We start from the raw sequence: 22,484 nt of genomic DNA on the forward strand, positions 1-22,484 counted from the left end.
TTCGTCTCGTTCAGTCGGTCGTGACCGGTTCCGCCAACACCGACCGGATCGCCTCGGCGACCTCCTCGGAGCGTCTGATCGTCAGGCCGTCGGTGGTGACGAACACGCCGCTGTCGCCGACCGTGAGTCGGGTGAGAAAGCCGTTCTCGAAGGCGCGCACCGTGTAGCCGTAGTCACCGAGTTCCGAGCCACGGTAGGCGGTCGTCGCGTGGAAGCCGTCCGACTCGTGTTCGACGAAGCCCGCGAGGTCCGCGTCCGACTGGAGGTCTGCCCGCAGGTAGAGCTGTTCGAAGGCCGTCGGCGTGAAGTACGTCACACTGCGGAGACTGTCGCCGACCGCCGTCCGACAGGCGGCTCTCAGTTGCTCTGCCAGTGCGTCGTCCACGAGTCCGTCCTGTTCGTCCATGCTAACTAGTACCACAGACGAAGCGATAATAATTCCATCGGCGTCCGCCGTGGACTGGCCGGTCGGGGCCCCCGTCCGGGACTCGATGAGTCCGGGAGTAGTCGAGTCGGTAGGTGACGACTCGGTGATGCGGTCGATCACGAACCGGCGAGTCGCCCGTGACGGTAGGGTTTTCCCGTGGCGGACCCACCGTCGGATATGGTCACGCGACTGGTGCTCGGCTGTGGCACCGTCGGCCACGCGATCATCGACAGACTCGTCGAACGCGGTGCCCGCGACCTCCACGTCGTGGACGCCCACGAGCGCCGCGTCACCGCCCTCCGTGACGAGAACGTCGACGCGGTCACGGCGGAGCCGACCGACCCGTCCGCGTACCCGAAGACCGTCGACGTGGTGCTCGTCGGCGACGACGACCCGGCGACGAACCGGGCCGCCGCCGGCATCGCCCGCGACCGGTTCCCCGAGGCGATGGTCGTCGCGTACACCGGCATCGACCCGACGGACGCCGACCGGGACGCACTCGCTTCTGTCGCGGACAGGGTACTGGACCACGAGCGACTGCTGGCCGACCGCGTCTCCGCGCTGGCGACCGGCGACGACGCCGACCGCGTGACGCGCCTGCTCCGCGTCTTGCGGGGGATCGAGGGCCGACTCGCGGTCGTCACCCACGACAACCCGGACCCGGACGCCATCGCCAGCGCACTCGCGCTCGTCCGGATCGCCCAGTCGGTCGGTGTCGCCGGCGACGCCTGCTACTTCGGCGACATCTCCCACCAGGAGAACCGCGCGCTGGTGAACCTCCTCGACCTCGATCTGGTCCAGTTGGAGCGGGGAGACGACCCCCTCGCAGCGTACGGCGGGGTCGCGCTGGTCGACCACTCCCGACCGGGCGTCAACGACGGGCTCCCGGAGGAGACGCGCGTGGACGTCGTGATCGACCACCATCCGCCGCGCGGCCCCGTCGACGCCCGGTTCCCGGACCTCCGGCACGAGGTCGGCGCGACGAGCACACTGCTCGTGGACTACCTCGACCGACTCGGCATCGATCCGGACCGGACGACCGCGACCGCCCTGCTGTACGGTATCCGGGTGGACACGAAGGACTTCACGCGGGAGGTCTCCGGTCGTGACTTCGAGGCGGCGGCGTTCCTGCTCCCGTTCGTCGATCCGGACGTGTTGGATCGGGTCGAGACCCCGAGCATGAGCGCAGAGGTGCTGGCGACGACGGCGAAGGCGATCCGCAACCGAGAGGTTCGTGGGTCGGTCGGAGCCAGCGGCGTCGGGCGCATCCACGACCGAGACGCACTGGCGCAGGCCGCCGACCGACTGCTGGCGATGGAGGGACTCGACGTGGTACTCGTCCACGGGATCTTAGACGACACCGTCTACGCCTCGGGCCGCGCCCGTGGCTCTGCGATCGACCTCGGCGAGGTCCTGCGAGACGCCTTCGACCAGATCGGCAGTGCCGGCGGACACGCCGACATGGCCGGCGCACAGATTCCACTCGGCATCTGGGCCGACGTGGACGAGGGGCTCAACGAGACGCTGGAGACTGCTGTGGCGGCGAACATCAACGGCCGGTTCTTCGAGACGGTGTCGTCGTTCGCTGCGGTCCCGGCGGACGACAACGAGACCGATCCGTTGCTCTCCGAGTCGAGTAGCGAGTGACGAGAAGAAGCGGAGCGGTGGGCGGAGCGATCAGCCCAGCACGTAGTCGAGGATCGGGTAGCGTTCCGTCAGGGGGACGCCGCCGACCTCCATCTTCTCGACGATACCGTCGAGGCCGAGGATCCGACCCGCGCCGAACGCGGCGACCGCGAGGAACACGAGCATGTACGCGAAGTCGCCGTTGATGACGCCGTGGGCCACGTCCCAGTTCCCGAAGTAGAACATGAGCATCATGAACGCGCCCCAGAAGGCGGCCATGCGGGTCATGAAGCCGACGATCAGCCCGAGACCGATGAGGAGTTCACCCCACGGGACCGCGAGGTTGACGAACGCGACGAAGAGGTCGCTCGATCCCATCGTCACGAACAGGTCCGCCAGCGGCGATCCGTTCTCGGGGGTCGCGTACAGCAGGTAGCCACGGGCGTCGAACGGTTCGACGATCTTGGCCACACCGGCGTACGTGAAGGCGATCCCCATCATGAGTCGGAGCGCGAGGACGAACCACGCACTGAGGCTGTGGGCCTCGCCGGAGACGGTCACGCCCGCGATCCTGCTCTCGAATGTGTTTGCAGTAGACATCGTGTTTCACCTAACAACTACACCGACGCCCCCACAGGGGTTATAACCGAAACGTGGTTCTCACCCCCCGAGAACCGTCGGTCTCGGCGGTTAGGATCGAGTGAACGAGAGCGTCTCGGCACCCGGTTTCGTCCGACCGCGTGCTCACCGGTCGCCCCGACCGCGGGCCGCGTGAGCGTTTTGTCCCGCGGTCACGTAGTGTGGTGGCATGGAACTCACTGCCCGCGAGATCGACATCGGGACGCGGTCGCCGACGGTGCTGGTGAACAGCGACGACGCCGCCGAACTCGGGGTCCACCCACTCGACCGCGTGCAACTCGCGTGGGCGGGCGGCCGGGGCGTCGGCATCGTCGAGACGACCGACGAACTCGTCCCAGCAGGGGAACTCGGCGTGACGCGGCGACTGGGCCACGTCTCCGGCACGGTCGAGGTGACGGTCGCGCCACACCCGGACGCGGTCCACTACATCCGGAAGAAACTCGACGGGATCGAACTGGAACGCGACGAGATCGACCGCATCGTCACCGACATCGCCGAGGACCGCCTCTCGGACATCGAACTGGCGGCGTACGTCGTCGCGACCTACACCCGCGGCCTGTCGCTCGCGGAGACGATGCACCTCACCCAGTGCATGACGAACGCCGGCCACCACCTCTCGTGGGACGTGCCGGTCGTCGCCGACAAACACTCAATCGGCGGGGTCGCCGGCAACCGCGTCACGCCGATCGTCGTCTCCATCGTCGCGGCGGCGGGCGTCACCATCCCGAAGACCTCCTCGCGGGCGGTCACGTCGCCGGCCGGCACCGCCGACACGATGGAGGTGTTCTGCGACGTGGAGTTCTCGACAGAGGAGATCCGCGAGATCGTCGCCGAGACGAACGGCTGTCTCGTCTGGGGCGGCGGGGTGAACCTCTCGCCGGTCGACGACAAGATCATCCGCGCCGAGATGCCCCTCTCGCTCGACCCGCACGGCCAACTGATCGCGTCGGTCCTCTCGAAGAAGCGGAGTGCCGGGTCGACGCACGTGATCGTCGACATCCCCTACGGCGAGGGCGCGAAGGTCGCAGACCTGAACGCGGCCCGCGAGTTGGCCGACGACTTCGTCCGCGTCGGCGACCACCTCGGGATGACGATCGAGTGTGCGATCACGCGCGGGGAGGTGCCGGTCGGCAGAGGGATCGGTCCCGTACTGGAGGCCCGCGACGTTCTGGCCACACTGGACGGGAACGGGCCCGAGGAACTCCGTCTCAAGAGCGTCCGCCTCGCCGAGATACTGCTCGACTGCTGTGGCCGTGAGGACGTGGACGCGACGGAGATCCTCCGGTCGGGTCGCGCACTGGCGACCTTCCGCGACATCGTCGCGGCACAGGGTGGCGACCCTGACGTGACGCTCGACGACCTCCCGCCCGGACGCCACGAGACGACCGTCAGCGCCTCGCGGGACGGCGTCGTCACCCACGTCGACAACCGCCTCGTCAGCGACATCGCCCGCCGGGCGGGTGCGCCGAGAGACAAGCGTGCGGGCATCGACCTCCACCGCCGGGTCGGCGACGAGGTACAGACGGGCGACCGCCTGTTCACGATCTACGCCGAGTCGGCGGCGAAGCTGTCGGACGCAGAACGGCTCCAGCGCAAGTCGGAGGCGGTCCGGGTCCGGACCCGCGACGAGGCGCTGGTCGAACACGTCTGAGTCGGCGGACACCTCCGATCACCAGCCTCTCGAGGCCGCTGGCGACCGCCGGTCGGCTTCTCGCCCACCTTCTTACCGCAGGCGGGCGTAGGTCGACACATGGACAGCGCCGTACACCCCGACGTCCGCGAGACGGCCGAGGCCATCGACACGATGGAGATTCGCGGTGCGGCGACCATCGCCACCGCCGTCGCCGAGGCGCTGGCGACACAGGCGGCGGAGAGCGACGCGACCGATCCCGAGCGGTTCCGGGCCGAACAGCGGGCCGCCGCGCGCGTCCTCTACGAGACGCGCCCGACCGCGGTGAGTCTGCCGAACGCGCTCCGGTACGTCCTGCAGGACATGGAGGGCCACTCGGTCGAGGTGCTCCGCGACAGCGTCGTCCGGAGCGCGACCGAGTTCCAGCGCCGGATCGAGTCCGCACAGGAGGATCTGGGACAGGTCGGCGCGAACCGCCTCCGTGACGGCGACACGGTGATGACGCACTGCCACTCGACTGCGGTCGTCGCCTGCATCCGGGCGGCGGTCGAACAGGGCAAGGAGATCCACGCGATGGTGAAGGAGACCCGGCCGCGGAACCAGGGCCACATCACCGCGACACAGCTCCGCGAGATGGACGTCCCGGTCACCCTCATCGTCGACAGCGCGGCCCGGCGCTACCTCAACGACGTGGATCACGTCCTCGTCGGCGCGGACAGCATCGCCGCCGACGGGAGCGTCATCAACAAGATCGGCACCTGCGGGCTGGCTGTCAACGCCCGTGACTGCGGGACGCCCATCGCCGTGGCGGCGGGGACGTTGAAGTTCCACCCGGACACCCTGACCGGCCACACCGTCGACATCGAGATGCGCGACGAGCGAGAGGTGATCGACGACGAGACGCGCGCAGAGATCGGCGACATCGAGGTACTGAATCCGGCGTTCGACGTGACGCCGCCCCGGTACGTCGACGCCATTCTCACGGAACGCGGGCAGTTCGCGCCCGAGGGCGTGGCGACCCTGATGCGGGAACTGTTCGGCGAGGGGACCGTGGATCCGTGGGACGAACCCGAGTGACTCGCGGCGGTCGGTCGATCCTCTCTCACCGCTCGTAGTACCACTCGACGACGCGGAACGCGCTCCACACCCCGACCGCTAACGTGGCGAGCAAGAGGAGCCAGTTCACCGTGTTCGAGAACCGGCCGAGACCGAACACGTCACGCGCGGTGTTGAGCAGGACCCACTGCACGCTCAGGACGACCGGCGTGAGGAAGAACAGCGCCAGCCCACTCGCGCCCAGTAGTTCGAGCACGTTCAGGTAGTACTGGCGTCTCGAGTCCGCCTCGGGGAGGGACACACTCGCCTGTCGTGCCTTCGGCCCGTAAATCCGGGCGTCGTCGAGTGCTGGGAGTTCGGTCACGGCCGCCGGCCGAACCGACCGACACCCACGGCGAGAATCAACACTTATACGCCCCGCACGCAAAGCCGCGACCAAGATGAATCCGTGGATCGCAATCGGCGCGCTCGGGCTGATCGCCGTCGTCATCCCGGTCGGGATGATCGCGGCCTCGTGGCTGATCCGCCCGTCGGTGCCGGAGCAGGGCAAGAACCTCACCTACGAGAGCGGTGAAGTACCGACAGGGACCGCGCGCCTCCAGTTCAACATCCAGTACTACATGGTGGCGCTGTTGTTCGTCATCTTCGACATCGAGACCGTCCTCATCTTCCCGTGGACGCTCGTCTACCGCCCGGCACTGGAGAACGGCGTGGCGCTCTCGACGATGCTGCTGCCGATGCTCGCGTTCATCGGCATCCTGGTCGTCGGTCTCGTCTGGGCGTGGCGCAACGGCGCGGTCAAGTGGGCCAAGAGCCCGTTCGCGTCCAAGCGGAAGACCGAACGCGACGCGTAGCTGTCTCCCGGTTCTCTCGGTTCTCACTGCTCGCCAGCCACCGCGCCGGTCAGACCTGCACGGAGCGACAGGGTTTTGTCGCTCTCGCCGGAGTGAGCAGTATGGTCGCACAGACGATGGATCGCGTTCCGCGACGACAGTGACGACGACCGCCGACTTCTGCCGGAGGCCACACGATGACTAGCCGAGACGCACTCGCCCGAACCGGACTGGACGCCGTGGCGCTCAAGCCGACCGAGTGTGACGTGCGCCGGGCCGCCGACCTCCCGTTCGACCTCGTGGCCATCGACTACGAGGGCCGCGACGCGGTGCCCGACAGGGAGACGCTGGCGGGACTGGCAGACGAGATCGACGTCAAACTGACGACGCCGGTGCGGGCCGACGGCTACGACCCACTGGGCGACGAGAGCCTGCTGGCGGAGATTCCGACGAGCGTGGACCGGGTCCTCGTCGCGGGGCACCCGGCGTATCTCTCGGAGACCGAACGGTCGCGTGCGGTCTCGCCGCGACTGGGTGAGGCCCGCGCGGCGGACGGCGGGGCGTGGGTCGGCACCGAGGGCATCGAACGCGTCGCCCTCGCGGTCGGCGGGACGCAGTACGAACTGCTCTCGCGGTCGACGGAGCGCGACGTGCGGGCGCTCCGGGCGGCCGGCTTCGACGGCGACGTCGCACTGTACGCGCCGACGGTGCTGACCGACGACGAGGACGGTGTGCTGGACGCCGTGGGCGGGTACGCCGCCCGCAGGCGGCCGGTCGCGTCGGCACTCCCCGAAGACCCCGTCACCGACAGTCGTGCCGAGGGGCGCACCCGCGAGGTGCTCTCGAAGGCGGTGCGGGACTACGCGCTCGTCGGGACGCCCGAGACGGTCGGCGAGCGTGTGGAGCGACTACACGAGACCGGCGTCGACACCGTGGTCGGCTACCCGGCACGTGGCATCGAGGAGTTCCTGGTCGACGAGGCGGTGTCGCTCGCCTCGGACGACTGACCACGGCAGGTCGTCACAGACGGCACCACCAGCCGACGGTCGAGTCAGCCGTTCCGGCCGTCCAGCGGTTCGGTACACCACTGACAGAACGCCAGGTCCTCGTCGATGGGCTTCCCGCAGTGTGGACAGGTCGGCCCCTCCGTGGTCGCCTGTCGGCGTTCCGTCACGGTCGCCAGTCGGTAGGCGTCCACCGTGCTGAGCAGCATGACGACGGCGAACGGAATCGAGACCGTCAACGGGAGCGAAGCGACCGTCACCTGCGTCGGGTCGCCGACGAACAACGAGACGAGGACGAAGAACGCACCGATCCCGGTGACGAACCACGCGATCGCGCGGCGCCACTGTCTGAGGTAGACGTGGCCCGCGCCCGCGATGCCGAGCGTCGCTCCCAGCGCACCTACCAGTGCAGCCACGAGCGCACGCCGACTTGCCGTTGCCATAGTCCGAACTGAGTACGCCCCGTCGTTTAAATCCCCGTATCCTCGCCCTCTGTCGGTTCGGACACCACAGCGCCCGGCGCGCCCCGACTCACCGCAGCGTCTCGACCAACTCCGCGAGGGTCGCCAGGTCGTACTGTCCCGGCGCGGTCGCGTCCGCCGGGTCGACCGGCGCGTAGCCGATCTTCGACCCGTAGAGCGGTGTGACCGCGCGGGTGTGTCGACCCGCGTCGCCCATCGCCATCGTCGCCACGCGGTGGCCCGCCTCGGTCGCCCGGTGGGTCGCCGACAGCAACGCGAGGGTGTCCGCCCGCGATTCGGCGGTCACCGCCAGTTTCCCCACGTCGCCGACCGTGGCCGCACGGGACAGCAGGTCGTCCACCTCCGACGGCGTCGTCTCGAAGTCGTGGACCGACGCGATCACCGTCACGCCGTGCTCGCGGGCGTGGTCCGCGACCCACCCGGCGGCCGGCCCGGGCGACTCGCCGACGAGACTCCGGAGTTCCACGTCGACTGCCGCGACGTGCGGGTGCTCGCAGGCGGTCGCCAGCGCGTCGAGTCGGTCGTCGCCGTCTGCGGTCGCGCCACCCTCCCAGTCCGGGCGGTTCGTGACGATCAGCGGGAGGTCGCCCTCGTAGTCGGCGAGTGCGGGACGTGGGTCAGCCGCGAGGTCCATCCGAAACTCGACGGCGTCGGCGTGCTCGCGGGCCGTCGGCTCTGCCGCGAGGTCGTCCGTCGCCGCCGTGAGGACGAAGTCGTCGAACTCCATACCGGCGCGTCGTTCTCCCGGCACAAACCGGTTTCCGTCGGTGCGACCACGCTTGGGCGGCCGCGCGGCCGGGCTGCCGGGCGGGGGCCGCCGTGATCGAGAGACGGCGGTGCGAGGGTGGTCGGCACCGAACCGCAGTATTCACTACGGGGCGTTCCTAACGGTGGCGTATGACCGACGGTAACGGCGGCGTCTCACGACGGGCGTTCGTGCGCACCGCAGGCGGCCTCACGGCGACTGCGGCGGCGACCGGGACCGCGAGCGCACAGAACGAGAGCGGCAGTGGAAGTAGTGGCGGGACGACTCACACGGTCGACATGACCGACGGCCTCGTCTTCGACCCGGACAGTCTCACCATCGCGCCGGGCGACACCGTCGAGTGGCCGAACGTCGGGAGCGTGGGCCACTCCGTGACGTTCTACGACGACGGGATCCCGGAGGGGGCGACCTACTTCGCCTCCGGCGGCTTCTCCTCCGAAGAGGAGGCCCGCACCGGGTGGAGCAACGGCGAGGGGAACGTCGCGGGCGGTGAGTCGGTGAGCCACACCTTCGAGACCACCGGCACCTACGAGTACTTCTGCATCCCCCACGAGAACGCGGGCATGGTCGCCGAGATCGAAGTCGTCGAGGGGGGCGGCTCCTCTGGCGGCGGGGACAGCGGCCCCAGCGTCCCGCAGGTGCCCGACACCGCCAAGACGCTCGGCGTCGCCACGGTGTTCTCGATGGTCGCCACGCTCGGACTCGCCTTCTTCTTCCTGAAGTACGGCGGCGACTACGAGGAAGAACTGGAAGCGTAATCGCGTCTCCGAGTCGGCGGTTCTCTGCTCGGGGATGGTCGTCTCGCCGAACCTGATGGGGTCGTCGGTCGTGCTATCGGGACGGCTAGCAGGTGGCTGAACGCAGAGCAGAACTGCCTCCGCGACCGCAACGACACCGTTACTCGATCTTGCGCACCTGCCAGCGGAACCGCGACAACACAGCACCTCGGTCCTCCCCACCCTCGGCGGGCGCACGAGAGCGCCCGCCTCCCTCGCGCGCGTCGTGGTCGCGCGCGCCGAGAACTGTTGCGGGGTCACACGTTGCGGGGTCACACTCGGATCGGGGGGTGTACGCACTTTCGAATCTCTCTGTCCCACTCACAGACGACCGTCTCGTCATCCGACACTCCCGACGACGACCCGGATCCCGTATCGGACGCGATCTGCTGGCGACCGGCCCCGACCTGTATCCGAGCGATAGCGAGTGGCCTGCTCGCAGGCCGCGTCGCCAGCAGTCGGGGAGGCTCGGGGACGACTCACTGGGTGACGACCAGTAGCGACGCGATGGGTCGCCCATCTCGGGTGGGACTGAAAGGGGCCAGGGGTTTTCACCCCTCGTACTCTGCGACCGATTCGACCGAGTTACAATTGGGATGTTCGACCGAGTCGTACCGGAGCTATGCCACCGAGTTCCTCGCGACACACTCGACAGTACGCCCGACGACTCCACCGAGAAAACCAGAACTCACGCCACGAGTCGAATCCACGGCCCGCGTTCCCACCTACTTCGAGTCGGCGCGGACGAACGTCACCGGACACGGCGAAGAGAGCATGACCTCCTGTGCCGTGCTCCCGAAGACCGCCTTCCCGGTCGGCGAGCGCTTGCGGCCGCCGACGAGGACGCGGTCGGCGTCCACCTCGCCCGCGACTTTCACGATCTGTTCGCCGTGGTCGCCGACGGCACCCCGGATTTTCACGTCGATGTCGGCCTCGTCGAACGCCTTCGCCAACTGGCGCGTGCTGGAGTGTCGCCGGGCCGCGTCGTCCGGGCCGACCTCCGACGCCTCCCGGTCGAACTCCAACCGGTCGATCGTCTTCTCGTACTCCTCTTTCGTGAACACGTGCAGGAGGACGACCTCCGCACCTGTCGGTCCCGCGACGTCGATCGTCTCCTCTGCGAGACGTTCGAGGCGGTCCGTGTCTCCGGTGCCGACTGCGAGCAGGATCGTGTCGATAGCCATACCCTCCGGTTCTCCCGCACGCATCTTAAAAGTAGCGAATTCTTTACTCAGTTCCGAATAAAGATTTCGAGCAGGCTGGCGGAGGGGGTCGATCGCCCGCCAACGTCGAACGTGTCACGTGGTAGCACTACACTCGTCGGTCCGACCGACGCAACCACTACACTTGTAGTTTTCTCCGCCCCGTCGGTCGAAGTCGGGCCGAGGCGTCGGCGAACCGCGGCCGGGCGTCGAGTGGTCCGGAGACGAACCGCGTGGCTGGCGGCAGTCTCGTCGTCCGTGAGACGCAGTCGCGTGAGAAGTCGACGACAGCTCAGATGTCGGGGGACTCGTCCTCGACGGCGCGTTTCATCGACTCGCGGCGGGACTTCGCGTCCCGGCCGGTCGCTTCGAGCAGGAAGTCGTTCTTCGCGGCGACGGCGTCCTGTGCGGCGTCGGCGTTCCCCTCGGCGATGACCTCGGCGGCGTCGCGCTCCTCGAAGTGGACGGCGAGTTTGTCCTTCTTGCCGCTGTACTTCGCCGCGCCGACGGTGATCTTCTTGAAGACCGGGTTCTTGGGTTCGCCGACGACGTACAGTTCGTGGCCGTTGACCTCCTCGGTGCCCGTGATCGGCCCGAAGTAGTCCTCGACGGTCGCTTTCATGTCCGGGATACGCTCCTCGAGATACTCCCCTCGGCGCATCTTGTACTCCTTCATGGCCGGGCGTTCGGCAGGCGAGGGTTTCACTGTTTCGTCAGCCGTCGCCTTTTGAGGGCCTGTGCCGGGGTCGCACGGCACATCACCGGGCCGGCGAGAGCCACCCCGCGGCGACGCGCTTTCGACGCACCTATCCCCGGACCGTCCCGACGGCCGGTATGCTCCACTACGTCACGACGAACCCCGGCAAGACCCGGGAGGCACGCGAGTATCTCGGCGGCGAGGTCGCCCAGACGAACTTCGACTATCCGGAGATTCAGGCCTCGGAACTCGGTCCCATCGCCGCCGAGGGTGCTCGCTCGGCCTACCGCGAGGTCGGCGAACCGGTCATCGTAGACGACGCCGGTCTGTTCGTCGAGACGCTGGACGGCTTCCCCGGTCCCTACTCATCGTACGTCGAGGAGACGCTGGGCGTTGAGCGCGTCTGGCAGATCGGCAAGGCGGAGGAGGACCGCCGGGCCAGCTTCCGGTGTGTGATCGCCTACTGTGACGGCCAGCCCTTCGACGCCAGTCCGGACCCGGTGGATCGTGCCGATCGGCACGTCGCGGCCGCCAGCGACGAAGAGGGGGAAGGAGACGACGCCGGGAGCCTGCCGGTGAAGCTGTTCACCGGACGCGTGCAGGGGACGCTGGTCGCCCCCCGGGGCGAGGGTGGGTTCGGCTACGATCCGATCTTCGAGCACGACGGACAGACGCTCGCCGAGATGGACACCGAGGCGAAGAACGCCATCTCCCACCGGGGCCGGGCGCTGGCGAAGTTCGCCGAGTGGTTCGCGCAACGGTAGGGTCGATCGCTGTTCACGACAGACGCACCAGTCGAACGGGCGGGCGCGACACCTCGGCGGCGTGGGGGCGCCTCGGGCAAGATTTAGCTGGCGCACCTCGACGACGTCGGGTCGCCTCGAGCAGGGTTTAGCTCGCGCACCTCGACGACGTAGGATCGCCTCGGGCAGGGTTTAGCTCGCGCACCTCGGCGGCGTGAAGCCGCCTCAGGTACGCCGACGGTCGCAGGGAGGATCACACGCTGAAAGCGACTGGTCCACCGGGAGTTGCACGGTGGGGTCGCAGATTCCGCCGGGTGGGACGTTCACCTCTCGTTGTTGCCGGTATCCGGCCCGACCAAGTTCTCAACGACCGATCCAACCCAGTTCTCACCGACCGACTCGACAGAAGCCACCTCACAGGCCGATTCAACAGAGTTGCTACCGAACACGTACACCTACGACTCTTTCAGATCGTCCAGGACTTGCGCCCCGATGTCGCCGACGTCCACTCCGTTCCGTTTCGCGTACAGCACCGCCGCCGCCTCCAGCGTCACGCCGAGTTCGCGCTGACGGCGGTTGATGTCCGCGACCGCCGCCTGCTTCTCGACGCCGGTGGCGACCACCGCGTCCAGCACTTGCTCGAAGGTGGACTGCTCGTGGAGAATCGACTCGTCGGGGACGAAGTTCTGTGGCACCTGCACGTCGTCGGGGTCGAACTCCGCGATCAGTTGGTTCTCCTCGCGGGTGAGCAACCCCCGACCGGCGGCCACGTCGATCAGTCGCTTCGCCTGATCCGGCGAGAACCAGTCTCTGTCGAGCGAGAGCGCGACGACGAACTCCCCCTCGCCGAGTCGTGTCCGACCCTCCTGCCGGAACGGCACCGCGACCGCCACGTCGAGACTCATCGCTCGGGACTGTTCGGGCCGAGGGAGTAAGGGTTACTACTCGGAGTGGCGACCGGGACGGAGTCCTGGCCGAGCGACTACTCCTCGCGAGTGACGACGACGCGGTAGTCGGCGTACACCTCGACGAGACAGCCCTGCATCGGGAAGACGACACGCCCCTCGTCGCGGTCTGTCCCGTCGAGTCGCGCCGCGAACAGGCGGTCCAGCGCGTCCGGGTCGACGTAGTCGTTGAGTTCGGCGTCGAGGTGCTCGACCGGTGTACCCGTCACCTCGGCGATGCCTCGTGCCACCGTCGTCCCGACGTGGTGGTTCGGGTCGTGTGTCAACTCGATCCGGTCGGGTGCGTCGTCGTCACCCGTGTTCGCACTCCCCGCTCCGTTCGACGCGTAACTCGAATTCATACTCCGCAGTCGGGCGCAGGGATATTAATACCATCACATCAACTAATCAACTATCTTATACTATCGGGCTCCCCGACGGAACGACGTGACGGCGGCGGCCGGCAGGGTGGACGGTCGGCTGGTCGTGGTCGGCACGGCCCCGGTGTCGGGACCGACGAGCCGTTCCGAGCCATTCAAGTAGCTGCTGGCAGTTTCAGAAGACATGAAGGATCAGGGACGCTCGAAGCGGAAGCGAACCGGTGGCCGACTCCGGCCGTTCCGGAACAAGAAGCGCTACCAGCTCGGCCGCGAGCCGGCAGAGACGACCGTCGGCGAGCCGCGGTTCCAGGTCATCGACTCGCGTGGCAACGGCACGAAGACGCGCGTGCTCTCGACGAACGTCGCCAACGTCTCCGTCGACGGCGAGACCGTCGAGGCCGAGATCACGAACGTCGTGGACAACCCCGCCAACATCAACTACATCCGGCGGAACATCATCACGAAGGGCGCGATCATCGAGACCTCCGAGGGCCAAGCACGCGTCACCTCCCGTCCGGGCCAGACCGGACAGGTCAACGCCGTCGCGGTCGACGAGTAACGCGACCGTTCTCTCTGTTTCGCCAGACGTGGAGTGACGACGTCGGGACCGAGCCGACAGCAGACGGTTCGGCCTGCGTCGCGGGAAAGGGTTTTGCCGGGGGGCACCAACCCACAGCTACGCCGATGGCAGACGCAGCAGATCACGTCGCCTACGCGGCGGAACTCCGGGCCGACGACCGTCCGGACGACGCCGCAGCCCACTACGAGCGGGCGCTCTCGCTCGATCCGGCCCACGCAGAGGCGCACGCCGAGTACGCGACACTGCTCGCAGCCGAGGACCCCGCGTCCGCCGAACACCACTACCGCGAGGCGCTCACGCTGGCACCCGACGACCCGGCGACCCACTCCGACTACGGCGTCCTGCTGTACGAGGAGAACCGCCCGCGTGACGCCCGCGAGCACCTCGAACGCGCGGTCGAGACGTGGCTGGCACGGGACCGGCGGGCCGACGCCCTCCTCGATCTGGACGTGTTGATCCGGATCGACCACAGTCTCGACCACTCGACTGCCGCGACCGCGCGCTGGCGCTACGCGATGGACTTGCTCGCCGAGACCAGCGTGGACCCCGAGGTCGACCGCGGCCTCCGCGCGCTCGGCACGGTGCTCACTGCCCGCGACGTCCACGACCGGGTGCAGGACGCGGTGGCACTCGGGGTCGAACACCTCGGTCGCGGGGAGTTCCAGCAGGCGATCCGGTTGTTCGCGCCCGCGTGGGACCAGCACGACCGACTCCGCGAAGGGTCGGCCGCCCGGCAGGACGCACGCTGTGCCGGCACCGCACTCGCCGGCTTCCACCGGGTCGCCGGGAACACGCGGGAGGAAGGTGCGCTGGTCGCCGAACTCGGTGGGTTTCGGGACCGACTCGCGCCGGGGCCACGGGCGGTGTACGACAGACTCGTCGGTGCCGCCGGGCGCTCGCCGGACGACCTTCGAATGTTGGCGACCGACTTCGGTGACGCGGGATCGGACGACGAGGAGCGTGGTGAGACGCGGGTCGACGGCGCGGAGTCGGGCGGTGACGAGTCAGGTAGTGACGAGTCAGGGAGCGACGAGGCAGGCGGCGACAAGTCGGAGGCAGTCGACTCTGCGCGACTGTTCGCCTTCGCCGATCTGTTGGAACTGATGGACGAGTCGTGACACTGTTCGACGAGTCGTGAAGACGAGCGCGCACTGAGAGAGGGAGAGAGATTACGGCGTCGGCGCGGCCTTCTGCAGTCCGGTCTCCGCGATGTTCCCGCCGTAGTCGGCCGCCCGCGACACCGAGTCGACGATCAGGCCGAGCAGTTGCGCGCGTGCCGGATCGAGATCACGCAGGAGTTCGTCGATAGCGCGGGCCTCGGTGTCGATGTCCTCGACCATCTCGCGGGCCTCGTTCGCAAGATTCGTCGCCTCGACCGAGTCGTCGGTGAACAGTGCCTCCATCGCCGTGTCGATCACCTGTGCGGTCGCCTCGTGGAGATCGAACAGCGCGTCGGTGACCTCCTCGGGCACCGGTTCCTCCAGATTGAGCGTCAGGTGTGCGATCTTGGTCGCGTGGTCCGCGACACGCTCCAGTTGCCGGGCGCTGGAGTGGTAGTCGAAACACACCTCGCGGGGCACGCCGAGTTCCTCGGCGGCCTTCGGCGTGCGCAGGGTCGCCCGGAAGATGCGCGAGACGACCATCCACAGGCGGTCCACGTCGTCGTCGCGCTGGATCACGTCGCGCGCCATGTCCCGGTCCAGATCCGCCAGCGCGGTCATCGCGTCTTCGAGCATCGACAGCGAGATGAGTCGCATCCGGGTGACGGCGTTGTGGATCGACAGTTCCGAGGAGTCCAGCAGGTCGCGGATCACGACGCGGTCGCGGGTCTCCTCTAAGACTTCCAGGCCGACGAGACTCTGGGTCGCCTCGCGGATGGTCCGGCGCTGGTCGTTGGTGATCCGGGAGTTCTCCAGGGCGATGATGTCGAACCCGGAGACGTACATCGTCATCACCGCCCGCGTGAGTTCGTCGCCCGACAGGTCGGCGATGTCCAGCGTCCCCTCGGTACGCTCGTCGCCGCGCCGGGGCGTGAGAAACAGCGAGTCCCCCTCGGGGTAGAACTCGACTTCACTGCCGGCGCTGACGCCGTTCTCGGTCGCCCACGTCTTCGGGATCGACACGGTGTACGTCGATCCGCCCGTCACCTGCACCTTTCGTGTCTCGACCATACGCCACCCAAGCGACGTACTCCCAATAAATCTGCCTATCTCTATATACTCACGCCTGTAGTTCCGGTAACACGACTCGTCGCCGCCGGCGAACCAGCAGTGCGGCCGAGGCGACCACAGACGGAGCAATCGTGAAGAACCGTCTCCCGTGTGTCGGTTCGAGACGGGACCGTCGGCCGAACATCGTCGAGCAGGACGTGAGCAGACGACGATCGTCGACTCCGGAGTCGAGTCGGAGACGCGTGAGAACTGCGCCGACTACTCGTGTCGACTCGGGTGGTATATACTCGCGTTCGATACTCCGAGACACCCTCGTTTCGTTCAACGAGTTCGTGCGTGTTTCCAAACGAGACTCCGATACGGAGAGAAACCGGACGGTCGTTTTCGCCGAGAGATCGGCTCACGTTCGGGGAGAGCACTCGTCGTGAGATCTGCGTCGATGTACTCGGATCGTGACGGTCGTGTCTCCGTTCCGATCATTGACGGCTCCCCACAGATATTTCTTCTATATAGCCATATTAGCAGTGGTTTTAGTGATCCTACGGTGAGGTACAGGCGATGACGCAGAAACCGTCGAAGCAGGGCGAGGGCGTTTCGCGGCGTAAGTTCGTGATCGCGTCGGGTGCGGCAACCGGTGCTGCTGCACTCGCTGGATGTACCGGTGGCGGTGGCTCGGAGGAGACCGAGAGCAGTGGTGGCAGCTCGGGCGGCGACTCCGACTCCGGCTCCGACAGCGGCATGGAAGAGACCGAGTCCTCCGGAATGGACACGAGTCCGCTCGAATCCGGCGGCTCCTCGACCGTCTACCCCATCGCACGCGAGGCGTCCTCCTACTGGAACGCCAACCGGCCGGCCTCCGACAGCGAGTACTGGCCGCACGACGAGTACGGCATCGACACGGACCTCGCGCTCGCGGACTACTGGGCGAGCCTCTACGGCTACGAACCGAGCGGCGAGGGCGAGCCGCCGTTCACCGTCTCGGTCGCACTGTCCCACTCCGGCACCGGCGTCGAGAAGGTCCGCGACGGCCAGCTCGACCTCGGTAACTCCTCGGGCAACGTCGAGGACGAACTGCCGGACCGCGAGTCGTACGACGACTTCGTCGACCACGTCGTCGGCGTCGACGGCCAGCCGCTCGTCGTCTCTCAAGAGATCGCCGACGCCGGCGTCGAGCAGATCACCGGCGACCAGCTGAAGGACCTCTACAAGGGTCGCATCAGCAACTGGAGCGAACTCGGCGGTCCGGACCGCGAGATTCAGGTCCTCGGCCGCGTCAAGGGCTCCGGCACACGCACCTCCTTCGTCGCCAACGTCTTCGGCAACCCCGAGGAGGACACGACGGTCGCCAACCGCTACGGGCAGAACCAGCGGCTCGCGCAGGCCATCGCACAGGCCGACAACGCGATCAGCTACCTCGCGCTCGCGTTCCTCGACACCGACGGCGTCTCGCCCATCGCGCTGGAGTGGGAGGGCACCACCTACGCCTACGGCGACGACGAGAACGGGCTGGACTCGACCGACTACCCGCTCTCGCGTGACCTGCACATGTACTCGTGGCAGGGTACCTCCAACAAGGAGGCCGCCTTCCTCAACATGATCTTCTCCGAGTTCGGCCAGGAACGCTTCGTCGCGCCGAACAACTACTTCACCCTCGGTGCACGGCGACTCGAAGAGGAGCGCGCGAAGCTCCCCGACCAGGTCTGAGCCCCCCGCCCTCGTTTCGACCCTTCGCAGCTCCCGGCCGGAGAATGGAAAACGACAAAACTACCGCTCAAGATTTTCAGAGTACACTCAATGATAGCCGAAGTCAGGTCTAGCGCGCGCAAGACACTCCTCGGTGGTGACGCGTCGGAAGGGGCGTTGCTCGCCGTCGGAGCGTCGGCCGTGACACTCGCGGCGACCATCGCCGCGTTCCTACTCCAGCCGGGCATCGCGCTCCCGATTCTGGGAGCGTTCGTCTTCGTGACGGCGCTGGGGTGGGTCACGTTTCAGGCCGAAATCGCCCGACTGCTGACGCTGGTCGCCACCGTCCTGACGGTGCTGACTGTCGGGTTCATCACCTACTACCTGTTCGCCAGCGCCTACCCGGCGTTCGTCGAACACGGGCTCGGTCTCCTGTTGATCCCGATCCAAGACGGCGAGGTCCGCTGGTTCTTCTGGCTCGAGACCGTCCTCCCGTCGAACGAGACGTACTGGAACCCGCTGTCGGGTGCCTACTCGCTCATCCCGATGATCTGGGGGACCGTGATCGTCACGCTGATCGCGGGCGCGATCGCCGGGCCGCTCGGCGTCTTCGGCGCGCTGTTCATCGCCGAGGTCGCCAGCGACGGCCTGCGCGAGATCATCAAGCCCGGCGTCGAGGTGCTGGCCGGCATCCCGTCGATCGTCTACGGCTTCATCGGCTTCCAGGTGCTCAACAGCTTCATCCAGACCAACTTCCTGGACGACGGGGCCAGCTTCCTCATCGCGGGCGTCGTCGTCGGCATCATGGCGCTCCCGACCGTCGTCTCGGTCGGCGAAGACGCCCTCTCCTCGGTCCCGGGCGCGATGTCCGACGGTTCGGTCGCGATGGGTGCGACCGAGTGGCAGACGATGAAGTCCATCTCGATCCCCGCCGCCTTCTCCGGTATCTCGGCGGGCATCATCCTCGGACTCGGTCGGGCGATCGGTGAGACGATGGCGGTGGCCGCGATCATGGCCGCCGGAACCCAGTTCGCCAACCCGCTGTTCGACATCTTCGACGCGAACGTCACCCTGACGAGTCTGATCGCCACCCAGTACGGCAGTGCCTCCGAGTCGACCATCGACGTGCTGTTCGTCGCCGGCGTGATGCTGTTCGTCATCGTCGCGGGGATGAGCATCGTCTCACAGTACATCGAACAACAGATGGAAGCGAAACTGAAGGGGCAACAATGAGCGACGCCTACGCCGCAGACACCGACGCACAACTCGTCGACGCAGAGTCGAACGTCTACGACCGGGGACTCGACGGCGCGATCGCGCTGAGCGTCGTCGGCTTCGCGCTCGCACTCCTCACGCTGGTCGAACTCGTGCCGCTGGACGCGACCGGCAGCACGCTCACCGGGGGTCTCGGTGCGATTCTCGCGGTCACGGTCGGCGCGGTCGGCACGGTCGGTCTCGCCTCCTACACGAACGTCGTCCCGGTCACCTCACAGCGCGTGCGCGGCATCGCACTCGGACTGGTGGTCACCACGCTCGGGTTGACCCTGCTCGGGGTCGTCTTGCCAGTCTCGCTCGCGACACTGCTCGGCCTCGTTCTGCTGATCGAGGCGGTCGCGATCGCGGCGGCCGGCGTCGTCTCCCGGTTCGGGAACGTCGGGACAAGTCCGAGTTCGAGTGCGGGCCTGTTCGCCGGCGTCGCCTTCGGCGTCATCGGCGTCGTCCTCGGGAGCATCCTCGGCGGGTGGTTGCTGGGCTTCGGCACGGTGCTGTGGCCGGTCGTCGGTCTCGGCGTCGGCGCGGTCCTGCTCGTCGGGACCGTCGTCCCGCGTGAGGACCTCGGCTCGACGCTGCCCGCCGCACTCGTCGTCGGCGTCACCGGCCTGCTGATCGCCGGCAACGTCGTCGGCGTCGGCTGGCAGTGGAACCCGTCGAACATCTCCGGCGGCTTCACCGGCAACGCGGTCGTCCCCATCCTCGTGCTGTTCGGCAGCATCTTCTCGGCGTGGGCCGCCGCGAAGTGTCGGGCGGGCTTCGGCGCGGTCGGCAGGGAGTACGGGGCCTTCCTCGTCATCAACCTCAACGCCCTCCTGATGGTCGCGGTGATGGTCGCTATCGTCGTCTTCGTGACGATGAAAGGGGTCGGCTACGCCTTCCACGGCTTCAGCATCGGGGCGGTCTCCGCGCTGGTGTTGCTCGCGCCCGCACTCCTCCTCGCGGTCACCACCGCGAGGCGGCCCGCCGGCAGCGCCGAGTGGCACTCGGGGGCGCGCCTCCTGTTCCGCGTCCTCCCGCTGGCGGTCGTCGGCGGACTCGCGGCACTGGTCGCGTCGGTGCTCGTCACCGGGAGTCCGCTCCGGTACGACTTCACCTACGACGTACTCGTCAACCGACAGCTCGAACCGCTCGACACGAGCATCGGCGTCACACCCGAAGCGACCGTCGGCGCACTGGTCCTCGTCGCGCCGATGGTACTGGTGACGGTGTACTTCTTCCGGCGGTACGGCAACCTCCGGAGCGTCGGCACGTCCGTCGCGCTCGCAGAGCGCGTCCGGGGTGTGCTGCCGCCGCTCGTCGCCGGCGTCCTCGCGCTGACGGGGTTGTTCGTGATCCTCGGTCCGTCGCCGTTCGGCCTCCCGGTCGGCGGGACGCTCGGACTGGCGGTCGTCGTCGCCGGTGCGGTCGGCGCGGCCGCGCTGTCGCTCGCGCCGCTCGCCGGCATCCTGACCAGCGACGCCGAGGGCGGCCTTCCCGCGAAGGCGACCGACCGCGCACCGCTGTTCACGCTCGGCGTCTTCGGCGGTCTCGCTCTGCTGACGGCGGTGCTGTTCCTCGAACCGGCGGCGGCGATCACGCCCGGCACCGGACTCACCGATCCGGTGCCGATGGTCGCGGTCGTCGGGGCGGTCGCCTCGGGTGCGACTGCGCTCCTGACCGGGGTCGCCCGGCGTGACGCCGAGGCGTCGATCACCCGCCGACTGCTGACCGAGGAGACGCGCCTGGCGCTCGTCGGTACGGCCGGCTTCCTCACGCTGCTCGGCCTGCACGTCGCCGCGACCGGCCAACAGTTCGACCTGCTGGCGCTGACGGTCGCCAACGAGGGGACGTTCTCGTGGCCGATGACACAGGAGGCGTACATCCCGCTCGGCACGGAACCCGGCGGGATCATGCCGGCCGTGGTCGGCACGGTCTGGCTGGTCGTCGGCGCGACGACCTTCGCGCTCCCGCTGGGCGTCGGTGCGGCCATCTTCCTCACCGAGTACGCCGAGCAGGGCCGGTTCACCGCGCTGGTCGAGATCGCGACGAACGCGCTGTGGTCGACCCCGAGTATCGTCTTCGGCCTGTTCGGCGCGGCGTTCCTCATCCCACGGCTGGGCGGCGACGAGTCGATGCTGGCCGGGATGCTCGTTCTCGGCTTCATGCTCCTGCCGCTGGTGTTGATCACCTCTCGCGAAGCGATTAAGGCGGTGCCGGACGAGTACCGAGACGCGAGCGCGGCGCTCGGAGTCAACCAATGGACAACGATTCGCAGTGTCGTCTTGCCGGCCGCGATGCCCGGTGTCATCACCGGGGTCATCCTCGGGGTCGGCCGCATCGCCGGCGAGACGGCACCCCTGATCCTCGTGCTCGGCTCGACGCTGAACTCCACCGAGGCGATCGACGTGATCGGCGGCTTCGAGTTCGTCGCACAACCACCCTTCATCGCGAACGACGCTCTCTTGAGCGCCTCGGCCTCCCTGCCGACGCAGGTCTGGGCAGTCATCGCGGCCGGGGTCAGTGGCTCGCCCTCGATGGGGTGGGCGACGGCGTTCATCCTGCTGATGGTGGTGTTGACGTTCTACGCGGTCGGTATCACTGCGCGGACCTACTTCCGGAGGAAACTGAACTATGAGTGAGACGACAGTCGAACCCGAACGGGGTACAGCATCGGACGAACAGACGCTCGGCACGACGGTGGACGGCGAGAGCGACGAACGAGTCCGCGAGGAGTGGACCGACTACCGCTTCGACGGCGAAGCGAAGCTCTCCGTCGAAGACCTCAACGTCTGGTACGGCGACGATCACGCGCTGAAGGACGTCTCGATGGAGATCCCCGAGAACAGCGTCACCGCGCTGATCGGGCCGTCGGGGTGTGGGAAGTCCACGTACCTCCGGTGTCTCAACCGGATGAACGACCGGATCAAGGCCGCCCGCATCGAGGGGTCGGTCGAACTCGACGGCACCGAGATCTACGACCCGAACGCGAACCTCGTCGAACTCCGCAAGCGGATCGGCATGGTGTTCCAGTCGCCGAACCCGTTCCCGAAGTCGATCCGGGAGAACATCTCCTACGGTCCGCGCAAACACGGCGACATCGAGAAGGGGCTGCTCGCCCGCCTGTTCGGTCGTGACGACACCGACAAGGAGACCGAACTCGTCGAACGCTCCCTGAAGCAGGCGGCGCTGTGGGACGAGGTGTCGGATCGGCTGGACGACAACGCCCTCGGCCTCTCCGGCGGGCAGCAACAGCGGCTCTGCATCGCCCGTGCGCTGGCGACCGATCCCGAGGTCATCCTGATGGACGAACCCGCGAGCGCGCTGGACCCCATCGCCACCTCGAAGATCGAGGACCTGATCCACGAACTGAAGAAGGACTACACGGTCGTCATCGTCACCCACAACATGCAGCAGGCGGCGCGTATCTCCGATCAGACCGCCGTCTTCCTGACCGGCGGGGTGCTCGTCGAGTACGGCGACACCGACCAGATCTTCGAGAACCCGGAGAGTCAGCGCGTCGAAGACTACATCACCGGCAAGTTCGGCTGATCGGCTCTCCCTCGGTCCGCGCAGTTGGCTGTTCTCTCCCGT

General features: G+C 67.7%; 23 protein-coding genes. 13 read left to right on the forward strand and 10 right to left on the reverse strand.

The features are described from left to right. Window positions 1–10 precede the first annotated feature (10 nt). Window positions 11–406 (reverse strand): DUF7522 family protein, encoded by a 396-nt coding sequence (locus tag LI337_RS09730; protein ID WP_227229650.1) that lies wholly within the window; start codon window positions 404–406, stop codon window positions 11–13. A 198-nt stretch (window positions 407–604) separates the two neighbouring features. Here LI337_RS09730 and LI337_RS09735 point away from each other — a divergent pair, with 198 nt between their 5' ends. Next, the gene (locus tag LI337_RS09735; protein ID WP_227229651.1) at window positions 605–2,074 is read left to right on the forward strand and encodes a DHH family phosphoesterase; all 1,470 of its coding nucleotides are present in this window, start codon (window positions 605–607) and stop codon (window positions 2,072–2,074) included. A gap of 30 nt (window positions 2,075–2,104) precedes the next feature. Here LI337_RS09735 and LI337_RS09740 read toward each other — a convergent pair whose 3' ends face one another. After that, window positions 2,105–2,653 carry a DoxX family protein gene (locus LI337_RS09740; protein ID WP_227229652.1) on the reverse strand — a complete coding sequence of 183 codons (549 nt, stop codon included), beginning with the start codon at window positions 2,651–2,653 and terminating at the stop codon, window positions 2,105–2,107. A 208-nt stretch (window positions 2,654–2,861) separates the two neighbouring features. Here LI337_RS09740 and LI337_RS09745 point away from each other — a divergent pair, with 208 nt between their 5' ends. Beyond that, window positions 2,862–4,343 carry an AMP phosphorylase gene (locus LI337_RS09745; protein WP_227229653.1) on the forward strand — a complete coding sequence of 494 codons (1,482 nt, stop codon included), beginning with the start codon at window positions 2,862–2,864 and terminating at the stop codon, window positions 4,341–4,343. 99 nt (window positions 4,344–4,442) lie between these two features. Beyond that, entirely contained in the window at window positions 4,443–5,399 is a 957-nt protein-coding gene (locus tag LI337_RS09750; protein WP_227229654.1) for a ribose 1,5-bisphosphate isomerase, read from the forward strand. A gap of 25 nt (window positions 5,400–5,424) precedes the next feature. Here the strand turns inward: LI337_RS09750 and LI337_RS09755 are convergent, their stop codons facing one another. Further along, the gene (locus LI337_RS09755; protein WP_227229655.1) at window positions 5,425–5,742 is read right to left on the reverse strand and encodes a hypothetical protein; all 318 of its coding nucleotides are present in this window, start codon (window positions 5,740–5,742) and stop codon (window positions 5,425–5,427) included. A 76-nt stretch (window positions 5,743–5,818) separates the two neighbouring features. On the opposite strand from LI337_RS09755, the gene LI337_RS09760 reads away from it, so the two are divergent. Together LI337_RS09760 and LI337_RS09765 are read left to right on the forward strand one after the other, a co-directional pair. After that, window positions 5,819–6,232 (forward strand): NADH-quinone oxidoreductase subunit A, encoded by a 414-nt coding sequence (locus LI337_RS09760; RefSeq protein ID WP_227229656.1) that lies wholly within the window; start codon window positions 5,819–5,821, stop codon window positions 6,230–6,232. Window positions 6,233–6,408: 176 nt separating this feature from the next. Continuing rightward, entirely contained in the window at window positions 6,409–7,218 is an 810-nt protein-coding gene (locus LI337_RS09765) for a DUF7388 family protein (protein WP_227229657.1), read from the forward strand. A 44-nt stretch (window positions 7,219–7,262) separates the two neighbouring features. Here the strand turns inward: LI337_RS09765 and LI337_RS09770 are convergent, their stop codons facing one another. Together LI337_RS09770 and LI337_RS09775 are read right to left on the reverse strand one after the other, a co-directional pair. Continuing rightward, window positions 7,263–7,658 carry a zinc ribbon domain-containing protein gene (locus LI337_RS09770; RefSeq protein ID WP_227229658.1) on the reverse strand — a complete coding sequence of 132 codons (396 nt, stop codon included), beginning with the start codon at window positions 7,656–7,658 and terminating at the stop codon, window positions 7,263–7,265. A gap of 88 nt (window positions 7,659–7,746) precedes the next feature. Continuing rightward, entirely contained in the window at window positions 7,747–8,424 is a 678-nt protein-coding gene (locus LI337_RS09775) for a type I 3-dehydroquinate dehydratase (protein WP_227229659.1), read from the reverse strand. A gap of 170 nt (window positions 8,425–8,594) precedes the next feature. On the opposite strand from LI337_RS09775, the gene LI337_RS09780 reads away from it, so the two are divergent. Next, entirely contained in the window at window positions 8,595–9,221 is a 627-nt protein-coding gene (locus tag LI337_RS09780) for a plastocyanin/azurin family copper-binding protein (protein ID WP_227229660.1), read from the forward strand. Between the two features lie 743 nt (window positions 9,222–9,964). Here LI337_RS09780 and LI337_RS09785 read toward each other — a convergent pair. Next, window positions 9,965–10,423 carry a universal stress protein gene (locus LI337_RS09785; RefSeq protein ID WP_227229661.1) on the reverse strand — a complete coding sequence of 153 codons (459 nt, stop codon included), beginning with the start codon at window positions 10,421–10,423 and terminating at the stop codon, window positions 9,965–9,967. 310 nt (window positions 10,424–10,733) lie between these two features. Continuing rightward, a complete protein-coding gene (locus tag LI337_RS09790; RefSeq protein WP_227229662.1) occupies window positions 10,734–11,117 on the reverse strand; it encodes a DUF5611 family protein in 384 nt (127 codons plus the stop codon). A 158-nt stretch (window positions 11,118–11,275) separates the two neighbouring features. Here LI337_RS09790 and LI337_RS09795 point away from each other — a divergent pair, with 158 nt between their 5' ends. Continuing rightward, window positions 11,276–11,902, forward strand: coding sequence for a non-canonical purine NTP pyrophosphatase (locus tag LI337_RS09795; protein WP_227229663.1), 627 nt, complete (start codon window positions 11,276–11,278; stop codon window positions 11,900–11,902). 434 nt (window positions 11,903–12,336) lie between these two features. Here the strand turns inward: LI337_RS09795 and LI337_RS09800 are convergent, their stop codons facing one another. Together LI337_RS09800 and LI337_RS09805 are read right to left on the reverse strand one after the other, a co-directional pair. Continuing rightward, window positions 12,337–12,786 (reverse strand): DUF2240 family protein, encoded by a 450-nt coding sequence (locus LI337_RS09800; protein ID WP_227229664.1) that lies wholly within the window; start codon window positions 12,784–12,786, stop codon window positions 12,337–12,339. A gap of 77 nt (window positions 12,787–12,863) precedes the next feature. Beyond that, window positions 12,864–13,187 carry a HalOD1 output domain-containing protein gene (locus LI337_RS09805; protein ID WP_227229665.1) on the reverse strand — a complete coding sequence of 108 codons (324 nt, stop codon included), beginning with the start codon at window positions 13,185–13,187 and terminating at the stop codon, window positions 12,864–12,866. A 202-nt stretch (window positions 13,188–13,389) separates the two neighbouring features. On the opposite strand from LI337_RS09805, the gene LI337_RS09810 reads away from it, so the two are divergent. Next, a complete protein-coding gene (locus LI337_RS09810) occupies window positions 13,390–13,764 on the forward strand; it encodes a 30S ribosomal protein S8e (RefSeq protein WP_227229666.1) in 375 nt (124 codons plus the stop codon). A 125-nt stretch (window positions 13,765–13,889) separates the two neighbouring features. After that, the gene (locus LI337_RS09815) at window positions 13,890–14,903 is read left to right on the forward strand and encodes a tetratricopeptide repeat protein (protein WP_227229667.1); all 1,014 of its coding nucleotides are present in this window, start codon (window positions 13,890–13,892) and stop codon (window positions 14,901–14,903) included. A gap of 51 nt (window positions 14,904–14,954) precedes the next feature. Here LI337_RS09815 and LI337_RS09820 read toward each other — a convergent pair whose 3' ends face one another. Then, window positions 14,955–15,956 carry a PhoU domain-containing protein gene (locus LI337_RS09820; protein ID WP_227229668.1) on the reverse strand — a complete coding sequence of 334 codons (1,002 nt, stop codon included), beginning with the start codon at window positions 15,954–15,956 and terminating at the stop codon, window positions 14,955–14,957. A 558-nt stretch (window positions 15,957–16,514) separates the two neighbouring features. Between LI337_RS09820 and LI337_RS09825 the strand changes: the two genes are divergently transcribed. The 4 genes from LI337_RS09825 to pstB all read left to right on the forward strand — a co-directional run bounded on the left by LI337_RS09825 (window position 16,515) and on the right by pstB (window position 22,442). Continuing rightward, window positions 16,515–17,660 carry a substrate-binding domain-containing protein gene (locus LI337_RS09825; RefSeq protein WP_227229669.1) on the forward strand — a complete coding sequence of 382 codons (1,146 nt, stop codon included), beginning with the start codon at window positions 16,515–16,517 and terminating at the stop codon, window positions 17,658–17,660. A gap of 90 nt (window positions 17,661–17,750) precedes the next feature. Continuing rightward, the gene (gene pstC / locus LI337_RS09830; RefSeq protein ID WP_227229670.1) at window positions 17,751–18,872 is read left to right on the forward strand and encodes a phosphate ABC transporter permease subunit PstC; all 1,122 of its coding nucleotides are present in this window, start codon (window positions 17,751–17,753) and stop codon (window positions 18,870–18,872) included. Then, window positions 18,869–21,532, forward strand: coding sequence for a phosphate ABC transporter permease PstA (gene pstA / locus LI337_RS09835; RefSeq protein WP_227229671.1), 2,664 nt, complete (start codon window positions 18,869–18,871; stop codon window positions 21,530–21,532). Before pstC ends, pstA begins: the two co-directional genes overlap by 4 nt. Continuing rightward, complete coding sequence (gene pstB, locus LI337_RS09840) at window positions 21,525–22,442, forward strand: phosphate ABC transporter ATP-binding protein PstB (RefSeq protein ID WP_227229672.1); 918 nt, start codon at window positions 21,525–21,527, stop codon at window positions 22,440–22,442. The genes pstA and pstB overlap by 8 nt, the downstream gene beginning before the upstream one ends. Window positions 22,443–22,484 lie beyond the last annotated feature (42 nt).

The sequence above is a fragment of the Salinirubrum litoreum genome (genome assembly GCF_020567425.1).
GTDB lineage: Archaea > Halobacteriota > Halobacteria > Halobacteriales > Haloferacaceae > Salinirubrum > Salinirubrum litoreum.

Coding starts and splice junctions, on each gene's coding strand:
- LI337_RS09760 (WP_227229656.1), top strand. CDS start 5,819: ATGAATCCGTGGATCGCAATCGGCGCGCTCGGGCTGATCGCCGTCGTC.
- LI337_RS09770 (WP_227229658.1), bottom strand. CDS start 7,658: ATGGCAACGGCAAGTCGGCGTGCGCTCGTGGCTGCACTGGTAGGTGCG.
- LI337_RS09765 (WP_227229657.1), top strand. CDS start 6,409: ATGACTAGCCGAGACGCACTCGCCCGAACCGGACTGGACGCCGTGGCG.
- LI337_RS09785 (WP_227229661.1), bottom strand. CDS start 10,423: ATGGCTATCGACACGATCCTGCTCGCAGTCGGCACCGGAGACACGGAC.
- LI337_RS09795 (WP_227229663.1), top strand. CDS start 11,276: ATGCTCCACTACGTCACGACGAACCCCGGCAAGACCCGGGAGGCACGC.
- pstC (WP_227229670.1), top strand. CDS start 17,751: ATGATAGCCGAAGTCAGGTCTAGCGCGCGCAAGACACTCCTCGGTGGT.
- pstB (WP_227229672.1), top strand. CDS start 21,525: ATGAGTGAGACGACAGTCGAACCCGAACGGGGTACAGCATCGGACGAA.
- LI337_RS09730 (WP_227229650.1), bottom strand. CDS start 406: ATGGACGAACAGGACGGACTCGTGGACGACGCACTGGCAGAGCAACTG.
- LI337_RS09775 (WP_227229659.1), bottom strand. CDS start 8,424: ATGGAGTTCGACGACTTCGTCCTCACGGCGGCGACGGACGACCTCGCG.
- pstA (WP_227229671.1), top strand. CDS start 18,869: ATGAGCGACGCCTACGCCGCAGACACCGACGCACAACTCGTCGACGCA.
- LI337_RS09825 (WP_227229669.1), top strand. CDS start 16,515: ATGACGCAGAAACCGTCGAAGCAGGGCGAGGGCGTTTCGCGGCGTAAG.
- LI337_RS09735 (WP_227229651.1), top strand. CDS start 605: ATGGTCACGCGACTGGTGCTCGGCTGTGGCACCGTCGGCCACGCGATC.
- LI337_RS09815 (WP_227229667.1), top strand. CDS start 13,890: ATGGCAGACGCAGCAGATCACGTCGCCTACGCGGCGGAACTCCGGGCC.
- LI337_RS09750 (WP_227229654.1), top strand. CDS start 4,443: ATGGACAGCGCCGTACACCCCGACGTCCGCGAGACGGCCGAGGCCATC.
- LI337_RS09780 (WP_227229660.1), top strand. CDS start 8,595: ATGACCGACGGTAACGGCGGCGTCTCACGACGGGCGTTCGTGCGCACC.
- LI337_RS09820 (WP_227229668.1), bottom strand. CDS start 15,956: ATGGTCGAGACACGAAAGGTGCAGGTGACGGGCGGATCGACGTACACC.
- LI337_RS09810 (WP_227229666.1), top strand. CDS start 13,390: ATGAAGGATCAGGGACGCTCGAAGCGGAAGCGAACCGGTGGCCGACTC.
- LI337_RS09805 (WP_227229665.1), bottom strand. CDS start 13,187: ATGAATTCGAGTTACGCGTCGAACGGAGCGGGGAGTGCGAACACGGGT.
- LI337_RS09745 (WP_227229653.1), top strand. CDS start 2,862: ATGGAACTCACTGCCCGCGAGATCGACATCGGGACGCGGTCGCCGACG.
- LI337_RS09740 (WP_227229652.1), bottom strand. CDS start 2,653: ATGTCTACTGCAAACACATTCGAGAGCAGGATCGCGGGCGTGACCGTC.
- LI337_RS09800 (WP_227229664.1), bottom strand. CDS start 12,786: ATGAGTCTCGACGTGGCGGTCGCGGTGCCGTTCCGGCAGGAGGGTCGG.
- LI337_RS09790 (WP_227229662.1), bottom strand. CDS start 11,117: ATGAAGGAGTACAAGATGCGCCGAGGGGAGTATCTCGAGGAGCGTATC.